Here is a 20,471-nt window from a genome sequence, read left to right on the forward strand (position 1 = left end):
CACCCCCGTGGGGTGCACGCGCCGAGCAACCGCCAAGATGGGCGGATGAAGGTCTCGCGCCGTTCCCACGTCCCGCCGTTCGCCGTCATGGAGGTCCTCGCGGCCGCCAACGCCCGACGAGCCGCCGGGGAGTCGGTGCTCAACCTGTGCGCGGGCGAGCCGTCGACGGGCGCGTCGGACGTCGTGCGCGACCGGGCGATCGAGATCCTCACGTCCGGGAGCCTCGGGTACACCGAGGCCCTGGGTGCGCCGCCGCTGCGAGCCGCGATCGCGGGGCACTACGCGCGCTGGTACGGCGTCGACGTGGACCCGTCGCGCGTCGCGGTCACGACCGGGTCGTCGGGCGGGTTCATGCTCGCGTTCCTCGCGGCGTTCGACGTCGGCGACCGGGTCGCGCTGGCCCGCCCCGGCTACCCGGCGTACAAGAACATCCTGGCGTCGCTCGGGTGCGAGGTCGTCGAGCTCGAGTGCGGCCCGGGGACGCGCTACCAGCCGACGGTCGCCCAGCTGCAGGAGGCGTACTACGCGGGCGGCCTCGACGGCGTCGTCGTCGCGAGCCCCGCGAACCCGACGGGCACGATGATCGCGGCCGACGAGCTCGCCGCGCTCGCGGCCTGGTGCGCGGAGTTCGACGTGCGGCTCGTCAGCGACGAGATCTACCACGGCATCACGTACGGGTCGGTGCCCGACGGTGGCGCCCCGGACCTGGGTGCCCCCCGCACCCCGGTGCCCGTCGCGGGCGGGCTGGCCGCGGCCGAGGCCGTCGGGTCCGCCGGGGCGGCGACCGCCGCGCAGTTCCTCGACCAGGGCGCCGTGGTCGTGAACTCGTTCTCGAAGTACTGGGCGATGACGGGCTGGCGCCTCGGGTGGCTGCTGCTGCCCGAGGACCTCGTGGTGCCGGTCGACGCGCTCGCGAGCAACGTCGCGCTGTGCCCGCCCGCGCTCGCCCAGCACGCCGGCGTCGCGGCGTTCTCGCCCGAGGGGTACGCGGCGGCGCACGAGAACGTCACGCGCTACGCGCAGTCGCGCGCCCTGCTGCTGGACCGGCTGCCCGAGCTCGGCTGGGACCGGGTGGCGCCGGCCGACGGCGCGTTCTACCTCTACGCCGACATCAGCGCGTCGGGGCTCGACTCCGTGACGTGGTGCGAGCGGCTGCTCGCCGAGGCGGGGGTCGCCCTGACGCCCGGGACCGACTTCGACGGCGTCGCCGGGCGGGACTGGGTGCGGCTGTCGTTCGCGTCGTCGGTCGACGTCGTGCGCGAGGCGGTCGACCGTGTCGTGGCGTGGCAGCGCACGCTGTGACGCCACGACCGGCCTGAGCCGGACGGCGCTGCCCGGACCGGGCTCAGTCGCCGGAGGGGTCCGCGCGTCGGGGGGTCGCCGCGCGGACGTCGTGCGCGACCGCGAACGGGACGCCGCCGGCGACGAGGTCGAGCAGGTCGGAGCCGTGCCGCACGAGCGGGCGCGCGTCCTCGACGTCGTGGGTCCGCGCGACCTCGTCGGGCGACAGGGCGCTCTCGGTCAGGTCGTGCGTGCGGTCGTCGGCGCGGTCGAGGTCGACGCGTGCGTCGGTGTGCTCGTCCGTGCGTTCGTCCGTCGTGCTCTCGGTGCCGGTCGCTCCGTGCATGGTGCCCTCCTGGGCTGGTCGCTCGGGTGGTGGCGGCTGCTGTCGTGGTGGTGTCAGCAGCCGGTCGTGCGCGTGTACGTCCGGGTCGATCCTGACGGCGTCAGCGCCGTCGTCCGCCCGGGGTGCAGCCTGTGTGCCGCGGACGTCGGGCGCCGCGGTCTGGGGGTGGCTCGCCGGCGCACGACGTGTGCCCCGCCGCTCATGGCGTGCGCTCCGCGAGCCCGGGCGGTCCGTCCCCGGACGCCCGGACCTGCGCCGCGACGGCGTCGTCCCCGCCCTCGACCTCCGCGCCGGGGACGACCTGCGCCCGGACGGCCGCCGCCCGCGGCCACGCGCGCGCGAGCGTGGACAGCTCGCGCGTCCGTGCGGCGAACCCCGCCTCGGCCGGCCGCGGCCCCGACGCCGCCGGCGGCGGGAGGCCCTGCCCGACCCGTCGGGACGCGAGCTGCAGCGCCGCGGCGGACGCGACCGGGTCGGTGTGGTCGTGCGCGGGCACGTAGGGGGTGAGGGCGCGCAGCGCGTCGCCGATCTCGACGACGAGCCGGACCTCGCGGATGCGCGCGTCGGTCGAGAAGATCGTCCGGAGGCGACCCGGTGGGGTGTCGTCGAGGTGCGGTGCGTGCGGCCACAGGTCCGCCCACACCGGCCACAGCACCCACAGCCGCCGGCGGGTCGCGACGTCCGCGGCGACCGTGGCGGCGAAGCCGACGACGAGCCCGGTCGCGACGAGCAGGATCGCCGAGCTCAGCGCCGCCTGCTCCGCGGTGCCGACCAGCCGGACGTCCGACCCCGGCGAGACCACCAGCACCCCGAGGTGCAGCGCCTTGAGCGCGGTGTAGAGCACGCCGAGCACCTGACCGGCCCCGAGACCGACGAGCCGCACCCCGAGGACCCCACGCGTGAGGCGGCCGTTGCGCAGCGCGATGCGGGCGCCGGCGGTGAGGGCGACGGCGAGCGTCACGAGGAACGCGACCCAGTGCACGAGCCACGGGACCGACGACGCGTACACGGCGGCCCGGCCCTCCGCGGTCGCCGGCAGCAAGCCGCCCGCGTCGACCAGCGGCGCCGCGAGCATGACCGCGAGCACGACCCAGACCGGCCGCGGGACCGTGCGGCGCTCGCCGGTGATCCGGTGGGTGAACGCCACCACCGCCACGGCGCTGACCACGACGAGCGCGTGCTCGACGGCGGCGAGCGCGGTCGTGCGCCCCAGCGCCTCGCCCACCGCGTCGAGGTCGAGGGTCCGGCCCGCGGCGAGGGCGGCGACCGCCACGAGCAGCGACCGCGTGCCGGTGCCGCGGACGGCGCGCACGACCTCCACGACGGTCACGGCCCACAGGACCACGACCCCGGCGGTGACGAGCTCAGCCACGACCCAGCCTCCCGCTCAGCGCGTGGCGCAGCGCCTCCGCCTCCCGGTCCTCGAGGCGGTCCGCGTCGGTCGCGTCGCGCAGCGTCAGCAGGGACGCGAGGACCTCGGCCTCCCGCTCGGCCGCGACGCCGTAGTCGCTGCGTCGGTGCAGCGCACCTAGGACCGTGCCGGCGTCGAGGTCGGGCAGCACACGGGCGAGGACGCCGCGGAGCGCCTCTCCGGAGCACGCGGACCCGGGGTGCCGCAGGATCATGTGGGCGAGCTCGTGGCGGACCGTGTGGTCGCGCAGCACGGGGTCGGCGTCCTCGGGGACGAGGACCAGGTCCAGGTGCTCGCTCTCCCACCAGGCGCCCCACGCGGTGTCCGTGAAGAAGGCAGCGGGTGCCGTCTCGACGAGCAGGGGCCGCTGCCGCTGCTCCGCGAGGTGCTGGACGAGGGCGTCGACGGTCGTGGGCCCGCGCAGGCCCAGCCCGTCGAGCGCCTCCTCAGCCCGGCGTCGGGCGCTGGTCATCTCTCGTGTCCCCCTGGGTCCTGCCGTGCACGCCCTCGAGCTCGCGGACGCGCTCGACCATGAGCAGCAGGGCGTCGATGCTCTGCTGCGACAGGCCGGACGCGCGCAGGGCGACGGAGCGCACGCCCGCGTCCCGCATCGCAGCGACGAGCGCGAGCTGGCGCTCGATCTCGCCCGCCCGATCGTCGTCGAAGAAGTAGGCGGGCTGCACGCCGAAGAACGCCGCGAGCGCCTCGAGGTGCCGCTTCGTCGGGTTGTCGCGCCGACCGGTGCGCAGCTGCCACACGTACGTCGCGGAGATCGACGGTCCGCCGGCGGTGCGGCCGATCGCCTGGGCGACCTCGTCGTGGGTGTACTCGCGGTCCGGCGACGGGCGCATCGTCGTGAAGAGCCGGTCGAGCTTGGCGGCGAGCCCGGTGCCGACCGTGGTTGGCTCGTCCTGCTCCGCCATGCCGCTCCGTCCTGGGAGGACCTGCTGAGATGAACCGGTCGGGTCGATCGCATGAACTGTCGTGGAGCATCTCAGACCGGACATCCCGAGACAAGCACCCCGCCCCGCAGCCGGCCGGCCACGGGCACGACGCGCGGGCAGCCCGCGCGCTGAGCCGGGTCCTTGGACCGCTGCCCAGCACGGTGCTCGCGACCGTCGTCGCCGCGTGGGCCGGCGGTCCCGACGGCCGGGGACGAGCCGTCGCGCTGACCGTCGGCCTCTTCGCCGGGGCCACGCTCCTGGCGCTCGCCCTCGTGCGGCTCGCCGGCGGGCCCGGCTCTGTGACCCGGCGGCGGGCGGTCCCCTGGGTGCTCGCCGCGGAGCTCGTCGCGCTCGCGGTCGGCGTCGCGCTCGGCGTGCCCGACGAGGTGGTCCGCGCGTTCGTCGCCTACTTCGCGACCGGGCTGGTGGCGCTCGCGGGCGCGCGGCGGGACGTCTCGGCGCACGGCCTGCTCGCGGGGACGCTGGTCGGGCTGCTGCTCGGGTGGTTCCCGGTGGTCGGCGCGGCCGGCGCGGTGGTGCTCGCGGCGCTCGTCTGGTCGCGGGTGCGGCTGCGGCAGCACACCGTCGCCCAGGCCGTCGTGGGGGCGGTCGTGGGGGTGCTGCTGGGCTTCGTCGCGACGCTCGGCGGGGGCGGCTGACGCGCGGGCGGCTGGCGCGCGGGCGCGGCGGCGGTCGGAGCGCGCCCGGCTGACGTCAGACGGGCGCGAGGACCTCGTGGGCCCCGACCGGGACCTCGACGTCGATCCGGTCGCCGGCCCGCACGAGGCCCGAGGCGAGCACGATGCTCATGACGCCGGCCTTGCGAACGAGGTTGCCGTCCGCGTCGCGCCCGAGCACCGCGCGCATGAGGCCGTCCGCGAACCCGTCGATCTGCCTGCACGGGTTTCGCAGGCCGGTGAGCTCGACGACCGCGTGGCGGCCCAGGTGCAGCCGCGTCCCGCGCGGCAGCGACAGCAGCTCGACGCCCTGGGTCGTCACGTTCTCGCCCATCTCCCCGGGCCGGACGACGAAGCCGCCCGTCGCGACCTCGTCGAACAGCTCGGCGTGGATGAGGTGGACCTGTCGCAGGTTGGGCGGCGGGTCGGGGCGGTGGCGGCGCGAACGGTGCTGGACGGTCACGCCGCAGTGCGCGTCCCCCTCGACGCCCAGGCCCGCGACGAGCCGGATCTCGTCCTCGACGGGCTTGCTGAACGCGTGCCGCGGGCTGCGGCTGACGGACAGGACGGAGGGCTGGACGAGCGCGTCGGTGCTCACGCGCCCCATTCTCCTCGGGGTGCGGACGGGGCGCCAGGCTCGGCGGGGAGGACCGGCGCGACGGGACGGGACACCATCGCGGCTCTGACCGCCTGCGCGTCGCTGTCGCGCAGCGACTTCTCGCGCTCGTGGGTCTCGACCGCGAAGGGTGCCCCCAGGGCGTCTCCCGGGTAGCGGGGGATGACGTGCAGGTGGACGTGGAAGACCGTCTGGGAGGCGGCCTCGCCGTCGCAGACGAGGACGTTGATCCCCGCGCAGCCCAGGCTCGACCGTCGCAGCGCCCGAGCCATCTCGTGACCGACCGACCACATGTGCGCGCTGGTGACGGGATCGAGGTCGTCGAGGCCGACGGAGTGCTTGCGTGGCACCACGAGGAGGTGCCCGTGCGTGACGGGGTTCAGGTCCATCCAGACCGCGACGGTCTCGTCCTCGAGGACCATGCTGGCTTCCGCCCGGCCCGCCACGATGGCGCAGAAGACGCACTCCTGGGCCGCCGGCTCGTCGGTCATGTGCGGTGATGATCCCCGCGCGCGCCGACGGCGTGCAAGGGGCGGGGCCGCCTGCTCCGGACGCAACCTGCAGGACACGCGCCCGTCGTACCGTTCGGGGCATGGACGTGGCGGTGCTGGGAGCGACGGGTGACGTCGGGCGACAGGTGTGCACGCAGCTCGTCGAGCGGCGGGTCCTGCCGACGTCGTCGCGGCTCCAGCTCGTGGGGCGCACGGGCGGGTCGTCGGCGCGCGCGACGCACGGGCTGCGCGCGGACCTGGTCGACGCGTACGACGAGCACGCGCCGCTGATCGACGTCGCGCTCGCGCCCGAGGACGTGGTCGCGGACGTCGTGGTCGTCTGCGCGGGCGTCACCGCGCCGCCGCGCGCCGGGGCGTCGACGGACCGCACGCGGCTCGCGGCCGAGAACCACGCGGTGTTCGACGCGTACGCCCGGGCGCTGGCCGCGCACGGGTCCGGCAACGAGGTCGTCGTCGTCGTGTCGAACCCCGTCGAGCTCGGGGTCGCCGTGATGGCGCGCACGCTCGGCCGGCACCGCGTGATCGGGATGGGCGCGTGGCTCGACACCCTGCGGTTCCGGCGCGAGATCGCCGTGTCGCTCGGGCTGCGCCGGCACCGGATCGGCGGGTTCGTCGCGGGCCAGCACGGCTCCGACCTCGTGCCGCTGTGGTCGACCGTGCGGGTCAGCGGGCTCGACCGGGCGGAGCGCCGGCGCGCGATCGACGCACTGCGGCGGGGGCGGACCCTCGCGACGTTCGGCGACGAGATCGCCGACGCGCAGACCCGGCTGCTCGCGCTCGCCGCCGAGGACATCGGGGCGGCGTTCGACCTGATCGACTCGTGGCCGCCGGACCTGCGCGCGGTCGCCCGGCCCTGGATGACGCACCAGAGCGGCGCCAAGACGGCGGCCGGCACGGCGAGCGCGACCGTCGACCTCGTCGACACGCTCCTCGACGGCCGGGAGATCGTCGTCGCCGGGCAGGTCCTGCTCGACGGCGAGGTCGGCGTGGGCGGCACCCCGCTCGACGGCGTGCTGGGCGTGCCGGTCGTCCTCGGCCCCGAGGGGTGGACGCGCGCGCTGCTCGACGAGCCGGAGCCTGACGAGGCCGAGCTGCTGGTGCGGTGCCGCGACCGGATCGACGCGAGCCTCGCGCCGTGGGGCCTCGGGCGGACGGGGGCGGTGGCGTGACCGGGCACGAGGTGGAGGACGGGGTGGAGGACGGCGGCGCGCGGAGCGGCGGGGTGGAGGCGGAGCGCGCCGGCGCTGCGCGCGTGCGGGACGGCGGGCGCCCGCCGGGCGACGGGGACGGCGGCGAGCGGTGGGTCGTGCTCGTGCGCGGCGCCGACCGGCCGGGCACCCTCACGGCGCTGACCAGCGTGTTCTCCACGCGCGGCGTGAGCTTCGAGTCGCTCGCGACGGGCGCGGTCGACGGCGACGTCGGGGCGATCGCGGTGACGTTCCGCGCGACCGCCCGGCGTCAGCACCTGCTGGTCCGCACGGTCGAGCGGCTGTCCGTGATCCGCTCGGTCGAGGTGCGCTCGGCCGAGGACCCGGCCGTGCGCGCGGCCGGCGTCGTCGTCATGCCCGACCACGTGCCGTTCACCCCGCCGCCGCACGCGGCCGTCCGGTGGTCGGGCGACACGTCGGCCGGGCAGCCGGTCCTCGTCGAGGGCTCGTTCGCGGACGTCGTCGACGTCGTGCAGGCGGCGCGGGCGCGCGGCGCGACGACGACGGCGACGGTCGTCCTGGGTCTCTGACCTGGGCTCCCGCCGCGCCGGCCACCGCACGTCCCCAGCCGCGGCCGTCGTCCGCCGCACCCGCGCCCCGGCGCCCGGGACCGTTGCCCGCGGCACCCGGGCGGGTCTAGCGTCGCTCGCGAGACCGCAGGGGAGCGTCCATGCCGAACGCGTACAACGACCGGATCGTCGACGAGTTCCGCGCACGCCACGGCCGCGTCGCCGAGTACGAGGGCAGCCGCCTGCTGCTGCTCACCACCCGCGGCGCGCGGACCGGGCGCCCGCACACGACCCCGCTCGGCTACCTGCCCGACGGCGACCGCGTGCTCGTCATCGCGTCGTCCCTCGGCGCACCGACGCACCCGGCGTGGTTCCACAACCTCGTCGCGGACCCGACCGTGACGGTCGAGGACGGCGTGTTCACCTACGAGGCCCGCGCGGAGGTCCTGACCGGCGAGGAGCGGGACCGGCTGTACGCGCGCGCGGTCGAGGCGGACCCCGAGTGGGCCGAGTACCAGGCGCGCACGACGCGGGTCATCCCCGTGGTCGCGCTGCACCGCGTCTCGACGGGCCCGCCGCAGGGCGGGTCGTGGGGTCAGGCGCTCGTCCTGCTGCACGACGCGTTCCGCCGCGAGCTCGCGCTGGTGCGCGACGAGATCGCGCGCGGCGGGACGACGCTGGGCGCGCAGCTGCGGGTCTCGTGCCTCACGGTGTGCTCCGGCCTGCACCGGCACCACGAGGGCGAGGACACGGGGATGTTCCCGATGCTCGGGCAGGACCCGTCGCTGGCGCCGGTGCTCGACCGGCTCCGCGCGGAGCACGCCGAGATCAAGGCCCTGCTCGACGAGCTGCAGGCCGCCGTGGGGGAGGACGCCGCGGACCGCGACACCGCCGACCGGGACGCCACGCTGCGGGAGGTCGACCGCCTCGTCGACGAGCTCGGCCGGCACCTCGCGTACGAGGAGGAGCAGCTCGTCCCGGTGCTCGACGCGGCGCGCGGCTGACCCGCCTCAGTCGTCGAGGTCGTCGTCGCCGTCCTCCGCGCCGTCGGCCACCGGGCGGGTCCGTCGACGCACGAGCTGGACGACCAGGCCGACCGCACCGCCCGCGATGCCGCCGAGGATCCCGCCGACGAGCACGTCGTCGAGCACCTCGGACGCCGTCCCGGTGGGCTCCGGCAGCGGCACGAGCCCGTGCCCGGTGCGCACCGTGACCAGCATCGCCCCGAGGACGACGAGCACGCCGCCCATGAGGGTCAGCACGGCGGTGCGCCGCTCGCGCGCGGTCGCCCGCTCGGACATCGCGAGCAGGTCGACACCCCGCCGCCGGGCGTACCACATGCTCGCGAAGGACGGCAGGGTCGCCACGAGGAGGAGCGCGACGGGCAGCAGGAGCCCACCGAGGACCGCGCTGACGACGGCGGCGCCGATGCAGACGTAGACGGTCGTCGTCGCGCCGAAGGTGTAGGCCTCCATGACGAGCGCGCGCTCGCGCTCGTCGCCGTAGACGGGGGAGTCGAGGTCCATGAGGCGGTCCGCGGCACGGCCGAGGACGCTGTGGTCGTTCGTCGTCATGCTGACCCTCCGGGGTGCGGCTCGGGAGCGCCGAACAGGTCCTCGACCGTCGAGCCCAGGGTCCGCGCGATGCGCAGCGCCAGGAAGACGGACGGGGCGTAGTCGCCCTGCTCGATCGCGATGATGGTCTGCCGACTGACCTCGCTGGCCTCGGCGAGCTCGGCCTGCGTGATCCTGAGCGCGCGCCGCCGCTGCCGGACGGCGCTGTCCGCACCGGCCCGTCCAGGTCGGGCCTGGGTGCGGGGGGCGGGACTGCTCATGGCGAGATGTTAAGGAAGGTTGACATGCAAAGTCAATAATCCTTGACTTCGGCGGGTTCCCTCGTGACCGGACCGACCCGCGACAGGGTCCCGCAGGACGCCCCGACCCAACGTTCCGGGCGCGTGGTGCGTTGGTGCTCTGTCATCTGTCGGGAACGGTCGGAGGGAATCTCGTGGCCCAGTGGGAGCAGCTGCTCGAGGAGGTCGTCCGCACACGCCGGATGGCGCTCATCGCGTACGCGTGCCTGTTCACGCGTGACCGGGTGGAGGCGGAGGAGCTCGTCCAGGAGGCGGTCGTCCGCACGTTCTCCCGGGCCCGCACCTGGCCGGACGCCCGGTCGGCGGAGGCATACGTGCGCACGGCGATCAGGACGTCGTTCCTGGACGCGACCCGGCGCCGGCGGACGTGGCGGGACGCGTCCCACCTGTTCGCCGGGGACCGCACCGGCCGTTCGCCCGACGAGACCGCCGCCACGGGGATCGACGTCCGCGCGGCGCTCGGCGACCTGCCCCCGCGGGAGCGGGCCTGCGTCGTCCTGCGGTACATCGACGACCGCACGGTCGCGGACATCGCCGCCGAGCTCAGCCTCAGCGACGGCGCCGTGAAGCGGTACCTGTCGGACGGCGCCCGCCGGCTGCGGTCCGCGCTCGGGGACGCCGTGCGGTGGCCCGACGACCCCGAGGTCATCCCCGTCACGACCCGAACCACGAGGAGCGCATCATGACCCCCGACCTGCGATCCGCGCTCGAGGGCTTCGGCCACGAGGAGTCGCGCGGGTCCGACCTCTCGGCCGCCGGCCTCGACGCCGAGGTGCGGGCCCTGACCGCCCGGGTCCGCCGCCGCCGTGCGCTGCGGGCGACCGCGGCCGGCCTCGGCGCCGCCACCGTGATGGGTGTCGGCGCGCTCGGCGTCCAGGCCGCGGACCGGACCGACGAGGTCCCGGTCGACCCGCGCCCGTCCGTCACCCGCACGAGCCCCGCCCCGAGCCCGTCCGTGACCCGGACCGGTACCCCCGCGCCGACGCCGACGCCGACCTCCGAGGAGCCGGCGGTCCTCGGTGAGGTGACGGTGCACCCGCTGCTGCCGCCGGCGCAGCCGCTGCGAGCCGGGATGCTCGAGGCGGCCGGACCGGGCTGGCACCTCGTCACGGTCAGCGTCCCATGGGAGGTCGAGCCGGACGTCCCGGACGCGCCGCCACCGGTGCTGTACCTGGTGAGCCCCTCAGGTGACCGGTTCGAGGTGCCGACACCGGTCCCGCTCACGATCGACTCCGCCACCTGGGACGGCGGGACGGTCGAGGACTGGGCTCCCGGCTCGACGGCCGTGGTGACGTTCGTCTCGACGGGCGTGAGCCTGGGCGACACCCGGACCGGGTACCTCGCCGTCCGCGACCTGCTCAGCGGGGAGACGTTCGCCGAGATCCCGGTGCCGGAGACGGAGTGGGTGGGTGCGACCTTCGTGGGGGACGGCACCACCGACGTGCTCGTGACCCGGCGGGTCGCGTGGACCGAGGGGTACACCCAGGTCGACCGGGTGCAGCGGCTGACCCGGGACGGGGTCGAGGTGGGGGCGCTGGGGGCGATGCGGCAGAGCGCCCGGAGCGACGAGGCGTTCGTCCGCAGCCCGGACGGCTCGACGCTCGTCCTCAACGACGCCGACGGTCTGCGGCTCGTCCGCACCCGTGACCTGGCGGTCATCGGCGACGTGACGGTTCCGTACCCGGACGCGCCCGGCGCGTGCGGGGTGTGGACCTGGTGGGACGACGACCGCGTGGTCCTGCGGTGCCAGCCGGACGGGCCGTCCCTGACCGGCGAGGCGGAGACGTCCGAGCTGTGGCTCGCGCCCGCGTCCGGGGACGCCCCGGCGCGACGTCTCGGTGACGCGCAGTCCTACGTCGGCGCCACCATGGTCGCCGGGCGCCTCGTCGTGCTGGGGACGCCGTCGTGGACCGCCGTGGACGAGAGCGGCACCGTGACCACGCTGCCCTGGAGCAGCGACCTGTCGGCGCCGCTCCACGGGACGGCCGGCGATCGTGTGCACGTGCGCCGGTCCACCGCCGCGGGTGGGCAGGAGATCGTGTCGGTGGACCCGTTCACCGGGCAGGTGGCACAGCTCGTCCCGCCGGTCACGTCCCTCGACCTCCGCGTCGCGCCGACGACGGCCAGGGGGTAAGCCCCGCCTGACCCGCCGTCCGGGAGCGGCGCCCGCCGCCGGTCGTCCAGCACGCCGGCGGCGAGTGCCGCTCCACCGACGCACCGGTCCCGGTCATCCGCTCCGACCGGTGCGTCGGCGCCAGCGCCCCCCATCAGCCGTCGGTCGCAACCCGCGCCGCCCAGCGAGCCCCGTGCAGCGGTACGCTGAGCGCCGCAGTCCTCAACTGAACACGCTGCTCGAACCGTGGCGGGAGAGTCCTCCCGTCGTCGGCCCGGATCCCGCGAGGGGCCGAGCCGTCCGGGAGGCGCCGAAGGAGCAAGTCCCTCCCCGGGAAACTCTCAGGCCCCCGTACCGCCACGGCGAGGCAACTCTGGAAAGCGGCCACCCGGCGACGGGCGGCCCACCGACGGTGCAAGCCGGCGCGCCCCGGGGTCCCGCTCACCGCGAGGCCCATGGCGGACCGGCAAAACTCTCAGGTCGCGTGCCCCCGGGCGCGCGGATGACAGAGCGGGGAGGCCACCCGTCCGTCCCGGTGCCCGCCGGACGACCCCCGGAGGCCCTCGTGACCGATCTCGACCAGACCGCCGTGACGCACCTCAGCGCCGACGAGCTGTCCCACCGCACCGACGCCGCGCGCGACTTCACGGACCGTCACGTCGGCCCGCGCACGTCACAGCTCGCGACGATGCTCACGCAGCTCGGCTACGACTCGCTCGACGACCTCGTCGACGCCGCCGTCCCCGCCTCGATCCGCACGGACCGCCCGCTCGACCTGCCGGCGGCCCGCAGCGAGGCCGAGGTGCTCGCGGCCCTGCGCGCGATCGCCGCGAAGAACACCGTGATGACGCAGATGATCGGGCTCGGGTACTCCGACACGATCACGCCGCCGGTGATCCGCCGCAACGTCCTCGAGTCGCCGGCCTGGTACACCGCGTACACGCCGTACCAGCCGGAGATCTCGCAGGGCCGGCTCGAGGCGCTGCTCAACTTCCAGACCGTGATCGGCGACCTCACGGGCCTGCCGACGTCGAACGCGTCGCTGCTCGACGAGGCCACGGCCGTCGCGGAGGCGGTCGCGCTCATGCGGCGCTCGGTCAAGGGCCGGCCCGAGGGTGTCGTGGTGCTGGACTCCGAGTGCCTGCCGCAGACGGTCGCGGTCACGCGGGGTCGCGCCGAGGCGATCGGGCTGCCGGTCGTGGTGGCGGACCTGAGCGCGGGCCTGCCCGACCTGGGCCCGGGCGGCCTCGTCGGCGTCGTGGTCCAGGCGCCCGGGGTCTCGGGCGTCGTGCGCGACCTGCGGCCGCTGATCGAGGCCGCGCACGCGGCGGGCGGGCTGGTCACGGTCGCCGCCGACCTGCTCGCGCTGACGATCCTCACGCCGCCGGGCGAGCTCGGTGCGGACATCGCCGTCGGCTCGGCGCAGCGGTTCGGCGTCCCGCTGTTCTACGGCGGGCCGCACGCCGCGTTCATGGCGGTGCGCTCGGGCCTCGAGCGGATGATCCCGGGCCGGCTCGTCGGGGTGTCGATCGACGCCGACGGCGCCCCCGCGTACCGGCTCGCGCTGCAGACGCGCGAGCAGCACATCCGGCGCGAGAAGGCGACGAGCAACATCTGCACCGCGCAGGCGCTGCTCGCGATCACGGCCTCGATGTACGCCGTCTACCACGGGCCCGACGGGCTGCGGGCGATCGCCGAGCGGGTGCACGCGCGCGCGGTCGCGCTCGCCGACGGGCTGCGGGCGCACGGGGTCGCCGTCGCGCACGAGACGTTCTTCGACACCGTCCGGGCCGTCGTGCCGGGTCGCGCGCGGGCCGTCGTCCGCGCCGCTGCCGAGCGCGGGGTCAACCTGTGGGCGCCCGACGAGGACCACGTCCAGGCGGCGTGCGACGAGACGACGACGCGCGAGCACGTGCGCACGGTGCTGGCCGCCGTCGCCGAGGCGCTGGGGTCCGCCGCCGACGCCGAGCCGCGCCCCGACGAGGACGCCGCCGGGCCCGCGACCAGTACCGACGTGCCGCTGGCGTCCGGTGACCTCCCCACGTGGGCCGTCCGCACGAGCGGCTACCTCACGCACCCCGTGTTTCACGTGAATCGTTCCGAGACCGCGATGATGCGCTACCTGCGCCGGCTCTCCGACAAGGATCTCGCGCTCGACCGCACGATGATCCCGCTGGGCTCCTGCACCATGAAGCTCAACGCGACGGTCGAGATGGAGGCCATGACCTGGCCCGAGTTCGCGTCGATCCACCCGTACGTGCCGCGCGAGCAGGCGGCCGGGTACGCCGAGCTCATCGAGAGCCTGTCGACGTGGCTCGCGGAGATCACCGGCTACGCCGCGGTCTCGGTCCAGCCCAACGCCGGCTCGCAGGGCGAGTTCGCCGGGCTGCTCGCGATCCGCGAGTACCACGCGGCGAACCGCGCCGAGGGCGACGCCGTGCGCGACATCTGCCTGATCCCCGCGTCGGCGCACGGCACGAACGCGGCCTCCGCGGCGCTCGCGGGCATGCGCGTCGTCGTCGTCGCGACCGCCGAGGACGGCTCGGTCGAGCTCGACGACCTGCGCGCCAAGCTCGCGCAGCACGGCCCGCAGGTCGCGGCGATCATGATCACGTACCCGTCGACGCACGGCGTCTACGAGGAGGACGTGCGCACGGTCTGCGACCTCGTGCACGAGGCCGGCGGCCAGGTCTACATCGACGGGGCGAACCTCAACGCGCTCGTCGGGCTCGCGCGGCCCGGCGAGTTCGGCGGCGACGTCTCGCACCTCAACCTGCACAAGACGTTCTGCATCCCGCACGGCGGCGGTGGCCCCGGCGTCGGACCCATCGGCGTCGGCGCGCACCTCGTGCCGTTCCTGCCCGGGGACCCCGGCGCCGAGCACGGGTCAGACGCGCGGCCCACGGCTGCGGCGGACGGCTCGGGGGTCGCCGACGGCTCGGCGGCGCCCTCGTCGGGCAGCCCGTCCGCGGCCGCCTTCGCGTCGCCCGGCCTGCCCGGTCCCGGCGCGGCCGCCCCGGTCTCCGCGGCGCCGTTCGGGTCGGCCGGCATCCTGTCGATCTCCTGGGCGTACGTCGCGCTCATGGGCGGCGAGGGTCTGCGCCGCGCGACCGAGACCGCCGTGCTCAGCGCGAACTACCTCGCGTCGCGCCTCGCCCCGCACTTCCCCGTGCTCTACACCGGCCCGAACGGACTCGTCGCGCACGAGTGCATCCTCGACCTGCGCCAGATCACCAAGGACACGGGCGTCACGGCCGAGGACGTCGCGAAGCGGCTCATGGACTACGGCTTCCACGCCCCGACGCTGTCGTTCCCCGTCGCGGGCACGCTCATGGTCGAGCCGACCGAGTCCGAGGACCTCGCCGAGCTCGACCGGTTCGTCGACGCGTTGGTGTCGATCCGCGGCGAGATCGACGCGGTCGGCGCCGGGCGCTGGCCGCTCACGGAGTCGCCGCTGCGGAACGCGCCGCACACGGCGGGCTCCGTCACGGCCGACGTCTGGGACAAGCCGTACGGGCGCGAGCTCGCGGCCTTCCCGCTCGCGAGCGTGCGCAGCGACAAGTACTGGCCGCCGGTGCGCCGGATCGACGGCGCGCACGGCGACCGCAACCTCGTCTGCACGTGCCCGCCGATCGAGGCGTACACCTCGTGACCCGGGCCTCCGGGTCCCGGCCGCTCCGGCTCGGCCGGCGCTCCGCCGTCACCACGGCGCCGTCCGCGACGCCCGCTCGTCCCGCCCTTCCCGTCGCGCGCGGCCCGCGTGGCGACGGCACCCTCGACCCGATCGGAGCCCGCCCGTGAGCGACGTCCTGTCCCCGCTGCACGACGAGCACGTCGCCCTCGGCGCCGCCCTGACCTCGTTCGCGGGGTGGCAGATGCCGCTGCGGTACACGAGCGACATCGCCGAGCACCAGGCGGTCCGCACGGCCGCGGGGCTGTTCGACCTCTCGCACATGGGCGAGCTCGAGGTCTCCGGCGCGGGGGCCGCCGCGGCGCTCGACCACGCGCTCGTCGGGGACCTCACGGCCCTCGCGCTGGGCCGGGCGCGCTACACGATGATCGTCCGCGAGGACGGCGGCGTGCTCGACGACCTCGTGGTCTACCGGCTCGCCGAGGACCGGTTCCTCGTCGTCGCGAACGCCTCGAACGTCGCCGTGGTGCGCGACGCGCTGACCGAGCGCCTCGCCGGGTTCGACGCGACGCTGCACGACGCCTCGCTGACCACCGCGCTCATCGCCGTGCAGGGTCCGCGCGCCGAGGAGATCGTCACGTCCGCGGCCGAGCCCGTCGACGTGGACCCGATCCGCGAGCTGAAGTACTACGCCGCGGTCAACGCCACCGTCTCGGGCGTCCCGGCGCTCGTCGCCCGGACCGGCTACACGGGCGAGGACGGCTTCGAGCTGTTCGTCCCGGCCGAGGCCGCCGCCGAGCTCTGGCGCGACCTGCTCGCCGCCGGGGAGCCCCTCGGGCTCGTCCCCGCGGGCCTGTCCGCGCGCGACAGCCTGCGCCTCGAGGCCGGGATGCCGCTCTACGGGAACGAGCTCGACACCACGACCACGCCGTACGAGGCGGGTCTCGGCCGCGTGGTGAAGCTCGACAAGACCGGGCCCGACGGTACGCCGCTGCCCTTCGTCGGCCGCGCGGTGCTCGCGTCGCGCAAGGGTGCCCAGCCGGCGCGCGTGCTCGTCGGTCTGCGCGGGCTCGGCAAGCGGGCGGCGCGCCACGGGTACGACGTCGTGATGAGCACCGCGCCGGACGCCCCGGTGATCGGGCACGTGACGTCGGGAGCCCCGTCGCCGACGCTCGGCCACCCGATCGCGCTCGCGTACGTGACGCCCGAGATGTGCGGCGAGGGCCGCGAGCTCGCGGTCGACGTCCGCGGTCGCCGCGAGCCGGTGGTCGTCGTGCCCGTTCCCTTCTACCGTCGTCCTCGCTGACCGACCGCTCGACCGACCGCTCGACCGACCGCTCGCGCGAGCGGTCGACCCGACCGCCCCACGACCACCGGCGCCGCCGGCCGACCCGACAGGACACCTCCATGAGCGCCTTCCCCGAGCACCTGCAGTACACGGTCGAGCACGAGTGGGTCGACACCCGCGCCGGCGCCGACGCGCCCGCGACCGTCGGCATCACCTCGACCGCGGCCGACGCGCTCGGCGACATCGTCTACGTCGAGCTCCCGGCGGTCGGCGAGGCGATCACCGCGGGCGCCGTGATCGGCGAGATCGAGTCCACGAAGTCGGTCTCCGAGCTGTTCTCGCCCGTCTCGGGCACGGTCGTCGAGGTCAACGAGGCGGTCGTCGAGACCCCCGAGCTCGTGAACTCGGACCCGTTCGGCGCCGGCTGGCTGCTCAAGGTCGAGGTCGCCGAGACGGGGCCCGTGCTGACCTCCGAGGAGTACGCGGCGCAGGTCGCCGGCTGACCCGCGGGGGCGCGTGCCGCGGCGGTGTCCACGCCACCGCGCGCGCCCACCACGCGCCACCCGGCTCCGCGGGCTGCCCCGAAGGGCGGGGAACGTCCGCGACGGCTGGTCCGAACGGGTGAACCCGGTTCTCCCGGTGTCCTCCGTGTATCTCCGTGACCTGCACGTTCACCTTCGAGTGTCGCCCCGAGCACGTGCCACGGCGACACCGGGGTGATTCGTGGGTGATTTCGGCGTCATATCGGCCGCGCCTGCCGATCTCATCCGGTAACAGCCGCACGACACGGCGCCGGGTCACCGGACGCCGTCCGGACCCGGAGGACACCATGAGCATCCTTGAGGCAGACCGCACCGTCACGACGCCCCTCGCCGAGCCGCTGACACGGCGCGAACGCGTCGTCCTCTCCGAGCTCGCCGAGGACGTCACCCTTGAGGAGATCGCGACGCGCCTGTTCGTCACGCGCAACACCGTCAAGTCCCAGGTGCGCAGCGTCTACCGCAAGATCGGCGTCTCCACGCGCGCCGAGGCCGTCGCCTGGGCCGAGGCCGCCGGCCTGCGCTGACCCGCAGCCACCCGCACCGCACGACCCGGGCGCCCACCCCGGACGCACCAGCCCGGCCGGACGCACGTCCGGCCCGCACGAGCAGCCCGGCCGGACCAGTCCCGCCGGACGCACCACCCGCACCTGCCTGTCGCACGCACCGGCCGTACCCCCGGTGCGCCGACCCCGGTCAGCAGCCCTCGCCGACGTCGGCCGCGACCCGTCCCGCACGACGCCGGACCGCGCGGCGGCATCCCTCGCCGCCCGCGCCCCCGCGGCCGCTGTTCCCCGGTCCGCCTCCCATCGTCCACGCGTCCGCCTGCCCCGCCGCCGGCGCACCCGCCGGCCAGGCTGCCGCCCGCAACGGCCAGGCTGCCGCCCGCACCGGCCGGGCCACCGCCCGCTCCCCGCGCGCACCCCGCCCGCCGCGCCCCCGCCACGTCACGCGCCCGACATGCATCACTGGCAGGATCGCCCGCATGACGCGTCCCGTGCTCGTGGTCGCCGCGGCGATCGTCGACGACCTCGACTCCCCCCGCGAGCTGCTCGCAGCCCGCCGGTCCGCCCCCGCGAGCCTCGCCGGACGCTGGGAGTTCCCCGGCGGCAAGGTCGACCCGGGCGAGTCCCCCGAGGAGGCGCTGCACCGCGAGCTGCGCGAGGAGCTCGGCGTCCGCGTCGGCCTGGGCCACGAGCTCGTCGGGCCCGACGGCGGCGCGTGGCGCCTCACCGACACCTACGTCATGCGGCTGTGGATGGCCGAGGTGGTCGACGGGATCCCCGAGCCCCTCGTCGAGCACGACGCGCTGCAGTGGCTCCCGCTCGGGCAGTGGACGACGGTGCCGTGGCTCGACGGCGACGTCCGGATCGTGGAGGCGCTCGCCGCGCAGTACGTGACGGACTGACCGGCCGGCGCCGGTCGGCACCGGTTCGGCGCAGTGCCCGCGCAGGCCCGGCAGCGTTCAGCCGCCGCCGGCCGCCAGCGACGTCGCGTGGTGCGGGAACCCGTCCCACCGCGGTTCACGGCACGGCTTCTCGAGGAAGAAGCCCTGGCCCAGGCCGACCCCCAGGTCCAGCAGCGAGACGAGCTCGTCCTCGGTCTCGACCCCCTCCGCGACGACGAGCGCGCCCGCGACCGCGCAGAACCGGGCGAGGGCCCCGACGAGGGCCTGCCGGACGGGGTCGGTGTCGACGCCGCGCACGAGCTGCATGTCGACCTTGACGACGTCGGGGCGCAGGCGCAGCACGTGGGTGAGGCTCGCGTACCCGGCACCCGTGTCGTCGACGGCGACGCGCAGCCCGGCGGCGCGGTGCGGTGCGAGGGCGCGCTCGAGGGCGTCGTAGTCCGCGACCGGGGCGTACTCGGTCAGCTCGAGGACGACCCGGGACACGTCGACGTCGTCGAGGAGCTCGTCGAGCGCCCCGACGACGAGCTCGGGGGAGAGGTTGACGGCGATCGCGCAGCCCGGGGGCACCCTCCCGGGCGTGCGGAGCGCGTCGAGGGCGCACCGGGCGGCCGCGACCTCGAGCTCGCGGCCGAGCCCGACGCTGTGCGCCGCGGCGAACCAGCCGGCCGGCGCGCGGTCGGACGCCTCGAAGCGGGTGAGCGCCTCGGCTGCCACGGCGACGCCCGTGCTGAGCTCGACTATGGGCTGGTAGACGGAGTGCCGGCCGAGCCCCGAGCACAGGGCGGCGACGCGGGTGTGCAGCGCGGCCCGCTCGCGGCGCGCCGCCCCCTCGCCGAGCGCCCGGTGGTGCAGGTCGTCGACGACCTGGGCGACGAGCCGTGCGGTGGTCAGGGCGTGCTCGTCGAGCTGCGGGGCGACGCCGCTGCTGATCATGCACAGCATGCCGTTCGGCGTGCCGTCGGGCGCGTGCAGCGGCACACCGAGATAGGAGCCGATGTGCAGCGCCAGGGTCACGTCGAGCCAGGTGGCGGCCGGCACGTCGCGCGCGTTCGGGATGAGCGCGGGCATCGTCCCGTTGAGCACGCGCGAGCAGTAGGCGTCGTTGAGCGAGGTGCGGGTCCCGACCGCCGGGCCGCTGTGCCCGGGTTCGACGTCGACGATGCGGAACACCTGCTCGGTCCCGACGAACTCGCTCGTCCAGCCGACGTCCATGCGGACGTGCTGGCGCAGCAGGTGGACCAGGCGCGCGCACGCGTCCTCGAGGGTCCCGTCGTGCGGGTGCGCGCGCGCGATCGCGTCGATCTCGACGGCGATGCCGTCGCTGCCCGTGCCGGTCACGTCCATGCCGACCCCCTGCTCCGGTGGCGGTCCCCCCGGCCGCCTCCTGCCACGAGGCTAGCCCCGCGCGCACGAGGAGGCCGCGCGAGGGCTGGTACGTCGCGTCGGCCCGCGCGGAGGGAGGCGGGCGCGACGGGGGCGGCGTCGCGCGCAGGACCGGGTCGAGCGGTCGCGCAGGGCTTGGCACTCCCGGTAGCAGAGTGCTAAAAAAGAGACGTAGCCAGTCCTCTCCGGACGGTTCCGGAGGGGGCCCGTACCGAGGCGTCGGACGGTCCGGTGCCTCGCCGCGAGGAGGTGATGGTCGTGGCTACGCGATTCGACCCGTTCCAGGAGATGGACCGGCTCGTCGGTCAGGTGTTCGGCTCCGCACGCGCTGCAGCGTCCATGCCGCTCGACCTGTTCCGGTCGGGGGACCACTACGTGCTCCACGCCGACCTCCCGGGCGCCGACCCGGGCACGATCGACGTGAACGTCGAGGACCAGACGCTGACGATCCGCGCGCAGCGCACCCACCAGGGTGCCGAGGGCGTGCAGTGGCTCGTGCAGGAGCGTCCGTCCGGCACGTACGTGCGCCAGCTGACCGTGGGTCGCGGCCTCGCGCTCGACAAGATCGAGGCGACGTACGCCGACGGCGTCCTCTCCCTGACGATCCCCGTCGCCGAGGAGGCGAAGCCGCGCCGTATCGAGGTGCAGCACAGCGCGTCCCAGGCCGCCGCGATCACGCAGTCCGGCGAGCGCGCCGACGCGACGGGCTGACGCGCCGACAGGGCCCGG

22 protein-coding genes and 1 riboswitch are annotated in these 20,471 nt (G+C 75.6%); of the genes, 13 read left to right on the plus strand and 9 right to left on the minus strand.

Features of this window, described 5'->3' with window-relative positions; genetic code table 11:
- Positions 1 to 45: 45 nt before the first annotated feature.
- Positions 46 to 1,302 carry a pyridoxal phosphate-dependent aminotransferase gene (locus tag NXY84_RS00890; RefSeq protein WP_258725302.1) on the plus strand — a complete coding sequence of 419 codons (1,257 nt, stop codon included), beginning with the start codon at positions 46 to 48 and terminating at the stop codon, positions 1,300 to 1,302.
- Positions 1,303 to 1,345: 43 nt separating this feature from the next.
- Here NXY84_RS00890 and NXY84_RS00895 read toward each other — a convergent pair whose 3' ends face one another.
- The 4 genes from NXY84_RS00895 to NXY84_RS00910 form a co-directional block, all read right to left on the minus strand.
- The gene (locus NXY84_RS00895) at positions 1,346 to 1,627 is read right to left on the minus strand and encodes a hypothetical protein (RefSeq protein ID WP_258725303.1); all 282 of its coding nucleotides are present in this window, start codon (positions 1,625 to 1,627) and stop codon (positions 1,346 to 1,348) included.
- 199 nt (positions 1,628 to 1,826) lie between these two features.
- The gene (locus NXY84_RS00900; protein ID WP_258725304.1) at positions 1,827 to 2,999 is read right to left on the minus strand and encodes a DUF6545 domain-containing protein; all 1,173 of its coding nucleotides are present in this window, start codon (positions 2,997 to 2,999) and stop codon (positions 1,827 to 1,829) included.
- Positions 2,992 to 3,510 carry a hypothetical protein gene (locus NXY84_RS00905; protein ID WP_258725305.1) on the minus strand — a complete coding sequence of 173 codons (519 nt, stop codon included), beginning with the start codon at positions 3,508 to 3,510 and terminating at the stop codon, positions 2,992 to 2,994. Before NXY84_RS00905 ends, NXY84_RS00900 begins: the two co-directional genes overlap by 8 nt.
- On the minus strand, positions 3,485 to 3,961 hold the full coding sequence (locus NXY84_RS00910; protein ID WP_258725306.1) for a helix-turn-helix domain-containing protein: 477 nt from the start codon (positions 3,959 to 3,961) through the stop codon (positions 3,485 to 3,487). The genes NXY84_RS00905 and NXY84_RS00910 overlap by 26 nt, the downstream gene beginning before the upstream one ends.
- Positions 3,962 to 4,143: 182 nt before the next feature.
- Between NXY84_RS00910 and NXY84_RS00915 the strand changes: the two genes are divergently transcribed.
- Positions 4,144 to 4,641 (plus strand): hypothetical protein, encoded by a 498-nt coding sequence (locus tag NXY84_RS00915; protein ID WP_258725307.1) that lies wholly within the window; start codon positions 4,144 to 4,146, stop codon positions 4,639 to 4,641.
- A 55-nt stretch (positions 4,642 to 4,696) separates the two neighbouring features.
- On the opposite strand, the gene NXY84_RS00920 is transcribed toward NXY84_RS00915, so the two are convergent.
- Both NXY84_RS00920 and NXY84_RS00925 read right to left on the minus strand, forming a co-directional pair.
- A complete protein-coding gene (locus NXY84_RS00920) occupies positions 4,697 to 5,257 on the minus strand; it encodes an MOSC domain-containing protein (RefSeq protein WP_258725308.1) in 561 nt (186 codons plus the stop codon).
- A complete protein-coding gene (locus tag NXY84_RS00925; protein ID WP_258725309.1) occupies positions 5,254 to 5,766 on the minus strand; it encodes an HIT family protein in 513 nt (170 codons plus the stop codon). Before NXY84_RS00925 ends, NXY84_RS00920 begins: the two co-directional genes overlap by 4 nt.
- A gap of 101 nt (positions 5,767 to 5,867) precedes the next feature.
- On the opposite strand from NXY84_RS00925, the gene NXY84_RS00930 reads away from it, so the two are divergent.
- The 3 genes from NXY84_RS00930 (at position 5,868) to NXY84_RS00940 (ending at position 8,508) form a co-directional block, all read left to right on the plus strand.
- A complete protein-coding gene (locus tag NXY84_RS00930; RefSeq protein WP_258725310.1) occupies positions 5,868 to 6,956 on the plus strand; it encodes a lactate/malate family dehydrogenase in 1,089 nt (362 codons plus the stop codon).
- Positions 6,953 to 7,525 (plus strand): hypothetical protein, encoded by a 573-nt coding sequence (locus tag NXY84_RS00935; protein WP_258725311.1) that lies wholly within the window; start codon positions 6,953 to 6,955, stop codon positions 7,523 to 7,525. The genes NXY84_RS00930 and NXY84_RS00935 overlap by 4 nt, the downstream gene beginning before the upstream one ends.
- A 140-nt stretch (positions 7,526 to 7,665) precedes the next feature.
- Positions 7,666 to 8,508, plus strand: a complete 843-nt coding sequence (locus NXY84_RS00940; protein ID WP_258725312.1) for a nitroreductase/quinone reductase family protein — start codon at positions 7,666 to 7,668, stop codon at positions 8,506 to 8,508.
- 6 nt (positions 8,509 to 8,514) lie between these two features.
- Here the strand turns inward: NXY84_RS00940 and NXY84_RS00945 are convergent, their stop codons facing one another.
- Both NXY84_RS00945 and NXY84_RS00950 read right to left on the minus strand, forming a co-directional pair.
- Complete coding sequence (locus tag NXY84_RS00945; RefSeq protein WP_258725313.1) at positions 8,515 to 9,078, minus strand: hypothetical protein; 564 nt, start codon at positions 9,076 to 9,078, stop codon at positions 8,515 to 8,517.
- Positions 9,075 to 9,338 carry a helix-turn-helix transcriptional regulator gene (locus tag NXY84_RS00950; protein WP_258725314.1) on the minus strand — a complete coding sequence of 88 codons (264 nt, stop codon included), beginning with the start codon at positions 9,336 to 9,338 and terminating at the stop codon, positions 9,075 to 9,077. The genes NXY84_RS00945 and NXY84_RS00950 overlap by 4 nt, the downstream gene beginning before the upstream one ends.
- A 173-nt stretch (positions 9,339 to 9,511) precedes the next feature.
- On the opposite strand from NXY84_RS00950, the gene NXY84_RS00955 reads away from it, so the two are divergent.
- The 7 genes from NXY84_RS00955 (at position 9,512) to NXY84_RS00985 (ending at position 18,356) form a co-directional block, all read left to right on the plus strand.
- On the plus strand, positions 9,512 to 10,063 hold the full coding sequence (locus NXY84_RS00955; RefSeq protein WP_258725315.1) for an RNA polymerase sigma factor: 552 nt from the start codon (positions 9,512 to 9,514) through the stop codon (positions 10,061 to 10,063).
- A complete protein-coding gene (locus NXY84_RS00960) occupies positions 10,060 to 11,511 on the plus strand; it encodes a hypothetical protein (RefSeq protein WP_258725317.1) in 1,452 nt (483 codons plus the stop codon). The genes NXY84_RS00955 and NXY84_RS00960 overlap by 4 nt, the downstream gene beginning before the upstream one ends.
- Before the next feature lie 219 nt (positions 11,512 to 11,730).
- Positions 11,731 to 11,857, plus strand: a riboswitch (glycine riboswitch).
- Between the two features lie 321 nt (positions 11,858 to 12,178).
- Complete coding sequence (gcvP, locus tag NXY84_RS00965) at positions 12,179 to 15,142, plus strand: aminomethyl-transferring glycine dehydrogenase (protein WP_258727085.1); 2,964 nt, start codon at positions 12,179 to 12,181, stop codon at positions 15,140 to 15,142.
- A gap of 145 nt (positions 15,143 to 15,287) precedes the next feature.
- Positions 15,288 to 16,427: a glycine cleavage system aminomethyltransferase GcvT gene (gcvT, locus tag NXY84_RS00970; protein WP_258725318.1), complete on the plus strand. Its 1,140-nt coding sequence runs from the start codon at positions 15,288 to 15,290 to the stop codon at positions 16,425 to 16,427.
- A 101-nt stretch (positions 16,428 to 16,528) separates the two neighbouring features.
- Positions 16,529 to 16,912, plus strand: coding sequence for a glycine cleavage system protein GcvH (gene gcvH, locus NXY84_RS00975; RefSeq protein WP_258725319.1), 384 nt, complete (start codon positions 16,529 to 16,531; stop codon positions 16,910 to 16,912).
- Between the two features lie 326 nt (positions 16,913 to 17,238).
- Positions 17,239 to 17,475, plus strand: a complete 237-nt coding sequence (locus tag NXY84_RS00980; protein ID WP_258725321.1) for a helix-turn-helix domain-containing protein — start codon at positions 17,239 to 17,241, stop codon at positions 17,473 to 17,475.
- Between the two features lie 458 nt (positions 17,476 to 17,933).
- Positions 17,934 to 18,356, plus strand: coding sequence for a (deoxy)nucleoside triphosphate pyrophosphohydrolase (locus NXY84_RS00985; RefSeq protein WP_258725322.1), 423 nt, complete (start codon positions 17,934 to 17,936; stop codon positions 18,354 to 18,356).
- A 57-nt stretch (positions 18,357 to 18,413) separates the two neighbouring features.
- On the opposite strand, the gene NXY84_RS00990 is transcribed toward NXY84_RS00985, so the two are convergent.
- Positions 18,414 to 19,703: a sensor domain-containing phosphodiesterase gene (locus tag NXY84_RS00990; protein WP_258725323.1), complete on the minus strand. Its 1,290-nt coding sequence runs from the start codon at positions 19,701 to 19,703 to the stop codon at positions 18,414 to 18,416.
- 297 nt (positions 19,704 to 20,000) lie between these two features.
- On the opposite strand from NXY84_RS00990, the gene NXY84_RS00995 reads away from it, so the two are divergent.
- Positions 20,001 to 20,453 carry an Hsp20/alpha crystallin family protein gene (locus NXY84_RS00995; protein WP_258725324.1) on the plus strand — a complete coding sequence of 151 codons (453 nt, stop codon included), beginning with the start codon at positions 20,001 to 20,003 and terminating at the stop codon, positions 20,451 to 20,453.
- The last annotated feature ends 18 nt before the right edge of the window (positions 20,454 to 20,471 follow it).

It is taken from the genome of Cellulomonas sp. NS3, from assembly GCF_024757985.1.
GTDB lineage: Bacteria > Actinomycetota > Actinomycetes > Actinomycetales > Cellulomonadaceae > Cellulomonas_A.

Bases quoted from the DNA above. Each gene is read 5' to 3' on its own strand.
- NXY84_RS00890 (WP_258725302.1), top strand. From the start codon at position 46: ATGAAGGTCTCGCGCCGTTCCCACGTCCCGCCGTTCGCCGTCATGGAG.
- NXY84_RS00895 (WP_258725303.1), bottom strand. From the start codon at position 1,627: ATGCACGGAGCGACCGGCACCGAGAGCACGACGGACGAACGCACGGAC.
- NXY84_RS00905 (WP_258725305.1), bottom strand. From the start codon at position 3,510: ATGACCAGCGCCCGACGCCGGGCTGAGGAGGCGCTCGACGGGCTGGGC.
- NXY84_RS00910 (WP_258725306.1), bottom strand. From the start codon at position 3,961: ATGGCGGAGCAGGACGAGCCAACCACGGTCGGCACCGGGCTCGCCGCC.
- NXY84_RS00925 (WP_258725309.1), bottom strand. From the start codon at position 5,766: ATGACCGACGAGCCGGCGGCCCAGGAGTGCGTCTTCTGCGCCATCGTG.
- NXY84_RS00930 (WP_258725310.1), top strand. From the start codon at position 5,868: ATGGACGTGGCGGTGCTGGGAGCGACGGGTGACGTCGGGCGACAGGTG.
- NXY84_RS00940 (WP_258725312.1), top strand. From the start codon at position 7,666: ATGCCGAACGCGTACAACGACCGGATCGTCGACGAGTTCCGCGCACGC.
- NXY84_RS00945 (WP_258725313.1), bottom strand. From the start codon at position 9,078: ATGACGACGAACGACCACAGCGTCCTCGGCCGTGCCGCGGACCGCCTC.
- NXY84_RS00950 (WP_258725314.1), bottom strand. From the start codon at position 9,338: ATGAGCAGTCCCGCCCCCCGCACCCAGGCCCGACCTGGACGGGCCGGT.
- NXY84_RS00960 (WP_258725317.1), top strand. From the start codon at position 10,060: ATGACCCCCGACCTGCGATCCGCGCTCGAGGGCTTCGGCCACGAGGAG.
- gcvP (WP_258727085.1), top strand. From the start codon at position 12,179: ATGCTCACGCAGCTCGGCTACGACTCGCTCGACGACCTCGTCGACGCC.
- gcvH (WP_258725319.1), top strand. From the start codon at position 16,529: ATGAGCGCCTTCCCCGAGCACCTGCAGTACACGGTCGAGCACGAGTGG.
- NXY84_RS00980 (WP_258725321.1), top strand. From the start codon at position 17,239: ATGAGCATCCTTGAGGCAGACCGCACCGTCACGACGCCCCTCGCCGAG.
- NXY84_RS00985 (WP_258725322.1), top strand. From the start codon at position 17,934: ATGACGCGTCCCGTGCTCGTGGTCGCCGCGGCGATCGTCGACGACCTC.
- NXY84_RS00990 (WP_258725323.1), bottom strand. From the start codon at position 19,703: ATGGACGTGACCGGCACGGGCAGCGACGGCATCGCCGTCGAGATCGAC.